General features: G+C 64.3%; 7 protein-coding genes. 2 read left to right on the top strand and 5 right to left on the bottom strand.

The annotated features are described in order from the left end of the window. Positions 1 to 295: 295 nt before the first annotated feature. The gene (locus DFR72_RS30930; protein WP_211335593.1) at positions 296 to 1198 is read right to left on the bottom strand and encodes a hypothetical protein; all 903 of its coding nucleotides are present in this window, start codon (positions 1196 to 1198) and stop codon (positions 296 to 298) included. 145 nt (positions 1199 to 1343) lie between these two features. Here DFR72_RS30930 and DFR72_RS30925 point away from each other — a divergent pair, with 145 nt between their 5' ends. Next, positions 1344 to 2480, top strand: coding sequence for a sensor domain-containing diguanylate cyclase (locus tag DFR72_RS30925; protein WP_170176478.1), 1137 nt, complete (start codon positions 1344 to 1346; stop codon positions 2478 to 2480). 252 nt (positions 2481 to 2732) lie between these two features. Here DFR72_RS30925 and DFR72_RS45805 read toward each other — a convergent pair whose 3' ends face one another. Continuing rightward, positions 2733 to 3113: a hypothetical protein gene (locus DFR72_RS45805; protein WP_170176477.1), complete on the bottom strand. Its 381-nt coding sequence runs from the start codon at positions 3111 to 3113 to the stop codon at positions 2733 to 2735. A 370-nt stretch (positions 3114 to 3483) separates the two neighbouring features. Between DFR72_RS45805 and DFR72_RS30915 the strand changes: the two genes are divergently transcribed. Beyond that, complete coding sequence (locus tag DFR72_RS30915; RefSeq protein WP_090069581.1) at positions 3484 to 4572, top strand: chymotrypsin family serine protease; 1089 nt, start codon at positions 3484 to 3486, stop codon at positions 4570 to 4572. Between the two features lie 852 nt (positions 4573 to 5424). Here the strand turns inward: DFR72_RS30915 and DFR72_RS45800 are convergent. From DFR72_RS45800 to DFR72_RS30905, 3 genes are read right to left on the bottom strand one after another with little or no spacing between them, the layout of a single operon-like run. Further along, positions 5425 to 5568 (bottom strand): hypothetical protein, encoded by a 144-nt coding sequence (locus DFR72_RS45800; protein ID WP_170176476.1) that lies wholly within the window; start codon positions 5566 to 5568, stop codon positions 5425 to 5427. 41 nt (positions 5569 to 5609) lie between these two features. Beyond that, the gene (locus DFR72_RS30910) at positions 5610 to 5990 is read right to left on the bottom strand and encodes an SAM-dependent methyltransferase (RefSeq protein ID WP_090069580.1); all 381 of its coding nucleotides are present in this window, start codon (positions 5988 to 5990) and stop codon (positions 5610 to 5612) included. A gap of 4 nt (positions 5991 to 5994) precedes the next feature. Beyond that, entirely contained in the window at positions 5995 to 7401 is a 1407-nt protein-coding gene (locus tag DFR72_RS30905; RefSeq protein WP_211335592.1) for a glycosyl hydrolase, read from the bottom strand. Positions 7402 to 7436 lie beyond the last annotated feature (35 nt).

The raw sequence follows: 7436 nt of genomic DNA, 5'->3' as shown, positions 1-7436 counted from the left end.
ACGTGGTCGCCGGACCCGGTCGAGGAGACCGTGGCCCTGCAGAACGCGCGCAAGCACGCCCACGCCTCGGAGGGTCTCAGCTCCCAGGACGAGGCGAGCGAGCTCGCGGGCAAGCCGTCCGACCCGAAGGCCTGATCCACCGCACGAACACGACGAAGGCCCCCGTGATCCTCACGGGGGCCTTCGTCGTGTCTGTGGCCTGTGCAGCAGGACTGGGGCAGCGCCAGCACAGCGATTGGGTCACAGAAGCAAGATCCACCGTGCTCCACAACGAGAGCTGGGATGTGCCCGCCGATCAGGCCGCACCAGGCGCGCGCAGGCGAAACCAGACGGTCGCTACCACCACGAGCAACAGGGCCACCGCAGCGATCACCGACAAGACGAACTGTCGTGCGTCAGCGGTGGCGATCACCACCGCGACGATCGCCCAGGCGACCGAAAGCCCATAGGACACCAGACCACCGATACGCCAGAGCAACGCCACAGCGGTCGCGGTAGCGCCCGCCAGGATCGCGATCTGTCCAGCCACACCGGCAGGCCCGTCCGTCGGCGCTCCGCTCTCGATGAGAGCCGTGGTGAGGTTGACCCAGATCGCCACACTGCTCCAGCCGGTGTAGACGCCCAGCATCGACCACAGCAAAACGCGAGGTGCCGTGTGCCAGCGTGCGATCTCGGCGCGGTGGCGAACCGCGATGTCCATCGCCTTGAGCAAGCCGATCACCATCACGACGAACACGGCCACCGTCGACCAGACCGGCTCCACCTCAGCTGCGATGAGCCAGACCGTGAATCCGGTGAACACCAGGCACAGCGGCCGCGCCAGTCGATCGCGCAGTGCATGTCCCGGGGCTCGGGTGACCAGAGCCCAGATCGCGTACGCGAGGCACAGCGCCTCAACCAGACCCCAGATCGAGAACGCGTAACCGGCAGGGACGATCGGCGGCTCGCCGACGCGGTCCGACGTCGTGAACTGCCCACCGCCCAACACCGACACGACGATCGGGCTCACGACCTGACCTGTCGCGAGCAGGACGAGAACCACTCGCCAAGCCACCGCAGTGCGCTCACCCGGTTCAGCAGCCGACAGCACGTACGCTCCTTCATCCGCCTGTCTCAATGGTGACGCGGTGAAACGCCGCGCGCATGACAGCCAACGGACCTCGCGCTCCAGACGGTTGAACCAGCAGCGGTGCACCACGTCATCTCCACGATGGCGAACAGAGGTGATTGCAAGACCACTCTCGTGATTGCCAGGACGTCACCCGTTCGTGCAGTTGGTACAGAGGTACACCGGAACTAGGTTCGTGCGTGGCGGGGGCGACCACTCGAACAGGAGCACGTGGGTGAACGCGCCATCACGAAACGCCAGGGCCGGACTGCTGACCAAACGCACTTTGGTCATCGCCTCGCACGCCGTGGAGCAGGCTGCGGTGACAGGCGACGGCACCGAGCCACTGATCGCCATCGCGATGTTCCAACGCCTTCCCTACTTCGAACGGGAGAGCGAGGTCTACCGGCGCATTGCCGCACTGGCAGAGGTCACCGTCGTGGGAATGGTCGCCGGTCAGCGACCCGACCTGCCCGCGGGTATCACGCCCGTGCTGTTGCACCAGGACGAGGAGTTGGCCGCGGAGTGGTCGGTCGTGGTGCTCTCACCCCGATTCGGTGCCAGCGTGGTCGCCACCGACCTAGGCGAGATGGACCTGAACGGGACATCGCTGGAGTCCGCACGACTGTTCCACGGCCGCTGGGGATTCCGGCGTGAAGAGGCCTATGCCGAAGCGGTCCGGCTGCGCGACGCACTCGGCGACCGCCTCCCGCCCGACGTGCGCAGACGTCTCAACGCCGTGCTGACGAACGTGGTGGAGGCACCCGCGACCGAGGTGGAGCGGCGTGCTGAGGCCATGTTGCTGCACCTGACCAGCGGCATGGCTCGCGCCCGTGACCGAGTTGAGCGACTGACGCAACGGCATGCGGACGAGCGCGCTGATGCCAGGGACCCGTGGACAGGACTGCACACTTCCCAGTCGCTGGAGTCGTGGCTCGGCACCGACCGCGCGGACACCGTCGAGCTCGGGCTGGTTCTCGTGCGCATACCCGACCTCGATGAGGTGGAGAGCGTGCACGGGTCGAGCGCGGCAGTGCACACCGAGAACAACATCGCCGACGTGCTGCGCCGCGATCTGCGACCGGTGGACCGGGCCGTGCGGTTGAGCAGGAAGGAGTTCTTGCTCGTGCTTCCGGCGGTACCCGCACAACAGGTGCTGGCCGTCGCGGACAGCGTGCGGACCGCGTTGGCGAGCTTGGACGAGACCTATCCCCATATCACCGTGCGAGCGGAGGTGAAGATCGGCTCGACGACACGGCGACCGCTCCCGCTCGACGAGGTGTTCGGAACTCGCCCGTCGACCGGTGACGAGGAGTACGTGTTGTCAGGAAACTTCGACGACGACGAGTGGCATGGCTTCCTCGTGTCCTGATCACCCTCGGTGCGGTGGCGCTCGTCATGCAGCACATCCCGCCCGCGACCACACCGTGCGCGGCGCACTCGCAGTAGACGCGCACATGCGCCGCAACCTCACCACCAAAACATTTGCACGGAGGCGGCTGGAGGCACGACTGAACATGCATCGTCTGCACCTGTCGGTGCCGTTCGAGGAGGTGTCGCTGCAAGCAGAGTCATCCACCCCTACCTCAGGCCGGCCACCGTCGGAAGACGGATCTGGATTTTCCTACATCTCAAAACGTCGATACTTGTAGTGGTAGACAATTCTGGAAATGTTACCCGCCACCACAACGGTAGCCTTGTAGATATGAGTTTCATACCCACCACAGTAGCCAATAGTGCAATAGAAGTCGAGGGTGTCCGACAGTGATCGGTAAGCGGCGGCATAGTCAATAAAATTGTTGTTGTTGTAAAACCACGGGCTCCAACCGTCCTGCGCACTCACGGGTGCAGACGCGACGAACCGCGGAGTTGACGATACTGCCTGCATCATAGATCCGTCACCAGTCACAGCTGCAGCCGAGGCGACCGGCGTCATAGCCAGCGAGGCAAGAGCCACAGCGAACGCGGCTGAGCGACGAATTCTTGAGACGACAACACTGTTCACGCAATTCCCGCTTTCCTTGCAATTAGAAGCGCACTGGGGGAACTCCAATTAGAGTATTCTAAGCACGCAACAGATCGCAGCACCCGCCCACGCTTTTCTGGAGTAGATCATCAAATTTCCAAAACGAGAACTTCAAACCAACTCCGGTGAAATTCCTGATTTTTCTGGTGCTATGCGCACATTTACGAAAAACGCCAGCCGGTAACGTCCAGACAGTGATAACTCTTATGACTCAGCGATGAAAGCGGTAGCGTGAGCCGACTCGCGGTGAGTGCACCGAGAGGATCTTCAATTCTGCTACGCGAAGGGTCGAAGAAACGTGGTTTGCAAACGAATCAGGCTGTGGCGAGCTGTTGCCACAACTGCCGCCGTGACGACTCTCGCTGTTGGTTCAGCTCAGGCATCGCCCCAGATCGATCTGGCCGCTCTGGCCGAGGCGCAGCTACCGGTCGTGTCGGAGATCTCGGCTGACTTCGGCGCTCTCGGGGTGTTCCGCGACAGCGGGCGAAACGTGGTGATGTTGCCCGCCGATCGGGCTCAGGATCGTGAGGCCGTCACTTCGCGGCTGGTCGGCCGGTTCGACGCTGCCCAGGTCGAGGTCCGGATCAGCCGGTTCACCACGGAGTTGGTGGAGCACTTGCAGGAGGTGGCCGGAACCCGTGCGGGCAACGGCATTTCCGAGAACTACGCTTTCGTCTCGTTCTACAGCGCCGAACTGGACAAGTACCTGATTCAGTCAGACGCGCCGGCAGAGGTCTTGGAACCGATCGTGGCGGCTCATCCCGGCAAGGTCGCTGTCGAGCAGGTCGAGATCGGTTTTGACGGCCGATTCGATGACATCGCGCCCTTCTACGGGGCGATTGCCATCACCGACCAGCAGAGCGTGTGCACGGGAGGTGTGGTCGTCACCAATCCCCGCGGGGAGACGTACCTGACCACGGCCGGGCACTGCTTCGATCTTTACGACACGATCAGCACTGCTGGAGCAGTACAGTCAACGGTCGGCAAACTGAACTTCATCGCCCGCAACCGCGATGCCGCGCTGATCCGGGTCACCGGCGGAAGCGGGCGGATCTGGAGCGGCGGATACGCGAGCAGCACCTCGAGCCTGCCTGTGGGTGGACACGCCAATCCGTATCCCGGTCAGACCGGTGTTTACAGCAGTGGACAGACAACGTTCAACCAGCCCAATCGCAAGATCGGCTTGGCGGCGATGAACTTCTGCCCCGCCGGCGGTCTCCCGTGCACGACCGATGGATCCGGTTTCAGCTACACCGGTGGAGCAAACTTCGCCGGAGGCGACTCCGGAGCACCGCTGTACTATCTGAAAAACGGTAAAGCAATTATTTTGGGAACGCACTCGGGATATACGATCGACTCACGTGGCCGGTACACCGGTTTCGGCACCAAAATCTCTTCCGTGTTGTCGACCTTCACCTTGACCCTGCCCACGCAGTAGGAAAAAGCCGAACAAAGTGGCTAAATGGTGCGACTGCTCGGCGCGCGGGCAGCCCCACCCACGCCCACCTTCGTTTGAACCCGTTCTGGACGGTCAACGACCAAGTCGCTGCAGCGCCTCGGACCGAGGCACACGCGAAACCGCCGCAGATCCGGCTCGTGCTCCAGCGCTCAACTTGGTGGTGGCGCCCCTATCGGTGGAGCCTCGTTGAGTGATCAGCTGTGAAGACTGGCGTGGTCAGCGGAGGCTGCGTGTCGTGGCGGTGGTGAAGCGGAGTTCGACCTCACTGGGAACCGCGTCCAGTTCGAGTGCCTGGCGTAGTCGGGGCAGGCACTCCTCCTCCAGCTGGTGGCGGACGTCGGCGGGGTTGCGTCCTGTTCGATCACGATGGTCAGTGCGAGTTCAGGGGCGTCACGCGGTCCTGCGAGTGGCGCGGACGTCGTGTACTCCGGGATGGTGCGCAGCTCTTCGCAAAGCAGCGCGACAGCTGTGCTTGCCGATCGTGGCCAGCGATGTGCGATTGAGCCGTGCAGGGCGGCGTGGGCCGGTCACGACGCTTTCCTTGGTGAGCGGACGCGCACCGACACGGCGGGCCTGGCAACGGGAGCAATCTGATCAAGGCGGCGTGTGACCGCGGCGCGGACCGCGTCTGCCAGTCCCTCAGGGTGCGTGCGGCCGAGTTCAGGCGGACCTTCACAGCGACGGCCACGGCGGTGTCGGTCCATTGAATCAGGGACGCACGTGGCGCCGTCCCGAGCCGGCTGAACCGCATCTGGCAGATCCGCGCGCACTACATCCGCATGGTGGGCCAGGTCGGATCGGCGCGGTGACCGGATCAACTCGACGGAGTGACTACCTGGTGGTCGTCAGGTCGACGTCTTCCAGTGCGCGTTCGAGCTCACGCTGGCTTGGCGCAGAGTTTGCTGCGATGAGGGTGACATGGTGCTCGGCGGTCTTGGCCGAGATGAACAGTGTCGCCAAGCCAGCGGTGGTCATCAGATCAGCCGGGACGATCCCCGGCGGTCATCTGAGCACGCTCAACGGAGTTTGCGAGCCACGCCCGCGAACGTGGAGGCCCCGCTTGCGTCGCCGATCTCGTCGCCGTGGTCCGGTCGCCACTCGGGCAGGTAGACCACACCCGGATCGATCAGCTCCAGCCCGTCGAACAAGCCGCTGATCTCCTGTCGTGTGCGCATCGTGAACTCGGTGTTGTTGCGCCAGAACTGCTTCGTGGCTTTCTCCTGCTCCGTCCCTGCAGACTGGCGTGTGCGAAACGGCCAGGCGGCTGCCAGGCACCGTTGCGTCGAGGCACTCACGATCGATGACGCATCGGCTCGCCGCCACGTCGATCCGGCCCAGTGAGTTGCACGACCGGCCGGTGTCGCCCGTCGGAACGGCGGGCGACACCGGCCGGTCATGCCGTTACCGGAGGTTGGGCAGCTCGTCACGGGTGACGACGTAACTGTGGTTGTAGACCTTCTGGAGGTGGGCGATGGAGTTGCCCTGTGTCAGGTGGTTGCCGTGCCAGGTCCCGAACAGCACCCAGCGAGTGCCGGTCGACTGCAGCCGGTCCGGGTCCGGAATGGGACCGTTCTCGTGCAGCGCGATCGGAATGGTGGAGCCGACGATGTTGCGCACCGAGTTGTACATCGCGTTGAGCGGGTCGTAGTTGCCGTTGCCCGCGTAGGTGTCCGCGCCGCCGATGTCCACAACGGACTTACCTGGGTAGAACGAGGATTGGGGCTGGCCGTTGTAGCCGTGCAGCCATACCAGGTTGTCCAGGCCCTTGGTGCGGGTGAAGTAGTTGAACATGAAGTTCCACAGGCGGTTGTACTGGCCGCCGCCTTCCTTGCTCCACCAGAACCAGGTGCCGCCGGCCTCGTGGAACGGACGCCAGATCACCGCGGCGCCCGCGTTCTCCAGCTGCTGGAGCATCGCCGCGGCCTGATCCAGCCGCTGCATGAAGGACTGGTACTCCGCCGTGCCGGGGGTGAGCACTGCGTTGATCGACACCTGCATCTGGGTGCCCTCGTAGGTGTCCGGCTTGGTCGGTGCGCCCATGTGGTAGCCGATCATCGGGATGCCGCCCGCGTTCCACCACGCGATGGCGCGCGGCGCGAGGTCTTTGGAGTCGCCGAAGTCCAGAGCCCGGATCGCCGGGTACTTGCCCGTGTTGTTGCGGATGTGGTTGATCTCGTAGTCCGGGCCACCGATCCAGGTCGACTCCTGCTGACCCGAGATGATGTGGTTGCCGTACTGCGACTGGACGTAGCACAGCAACTTGCGCGCCTGGGTGGAGGCGTTCGGGTTCACCGGGTTGGTCGCGCACGGCTGCGGACCGGGGCCCGTGGAGCCGATCCGGAACGTCTGGTTCGACTGGCCGTTGCACGTCCAGATGTCCACCGCCGTGCCGTTGGCGGTGCCCTGGTTCTCCACGTCCAGGCACAGGCCGGACTGAGTGGCGGTGATGCTGCCGTTGGCGTTGAGCCGGAACTTCTGGTTCGCACCGCCGGAGCAGGTGTGGATCGTCAACCGGGTGCCCGGTGTCGTGGACTGGTTGGGCACGTCCAGGCAGCGCGCGCCGCCGAACACCCGCAGCTCACCGGACGCGGAGAACTCCCAGGCCTGGTTGGACTGGCCGTTGCAGTCCCAGATGCCTACCGCCGTGCCGACGGTCTGGGACGCTCCGACCACGTCCAGGCACCTGCCCGACGCCACGCCCACGAGCGGGGCGGGCGCAGCGGCGGCCGGACCAGCGATCAGAGTCAGTGCCGGGAGGACAAGCGCAACGGCGAGCAGTGCTCTGCCGGTGCGTCGTAGGGCGCGCATGCGATCTCCTTTGATCAACGCGAAAGCGTGAGGAT

The organism is Lentzea flaviverrucosa, from assembly GCF_003350445.1.
Classification (GTDB): domain Bacteria; phylum Actinomycetota; class Actinomycetes; order Mycobacteriales; family Pseudonocardiaceae; genus Lentzea; species Lentzea californiensis.
Note: the sequence above shows the minus strand (reverse complement) of the source record. Positions and strands in the feature narration are given on the sequence as shown.

Bases quoted from the DNA above. Each gene is read 5' to 3' on its own strand.
- DFR72_RS30905 (WP_211335592.1), bottom strand. From the start codon at position 7,401: ATGCGCGCCCTACGACGCACCGGCAGAGCACTGCTCGCCGTTGCGCTT.
- DFR72_RS45800 (WP_170176476.1), bottom strand. From the start codon at position 5,568: ATGACCACCGCTGGCTTGGCGACACTGTTCATCTCGGCCAAGACCGCC.
- DFR72_RS30910 (WP_090069580.1), bottom strand. From the start codon at position 5,990: ATGACCGGCCGGTGTCGCCCGCCGTTCCGACGGGCGACACCGGCCGGT.